The sequence below is a fragment of the Erwinia sp. PME.40.26/001 genome (assembly GCF_055556675.1).
The window spans coordinates 1-230 of sequence record NZ_JBVHNP010000479.1; the positions used below are offsets into that span (position 1 = coordinate 1).

At 67.8% G+C, this 230-nt stretch carries 1 protein-coding gene; it reads left to right on the forward strand.

Features of this window, described 5'->3' with window-relative positions:
* The coding region (locus tag ACZ3HG_RS25050; protein WP_465335279.1) for a hypothetical protein at positions 1 to 230 on the forward strand (230 nt) is incomplete at both ends.

The window sequence follows — 230 nt, forward strand, 5'->3', positions numbered from 1 at the left end:
GATGCGTTGAATCAGGTTACGGCTTATACCCGCGACGCTGCCGGGCGCCTCGTCGGCGTCTCCGCTCCGGGAGGTCTGGCGACGGCCATCGCCCGGGACTCGCTCGGCCACATCACCAGCCTCACGGATCCGGCGGGAAACGCCTGGAAACGGACCTACGACGCGCAAGGGCGGCTCAAGACTGAGACCGATCCGCTCGGCCGTGTCACCAGCTACGCCTACGACTCGCG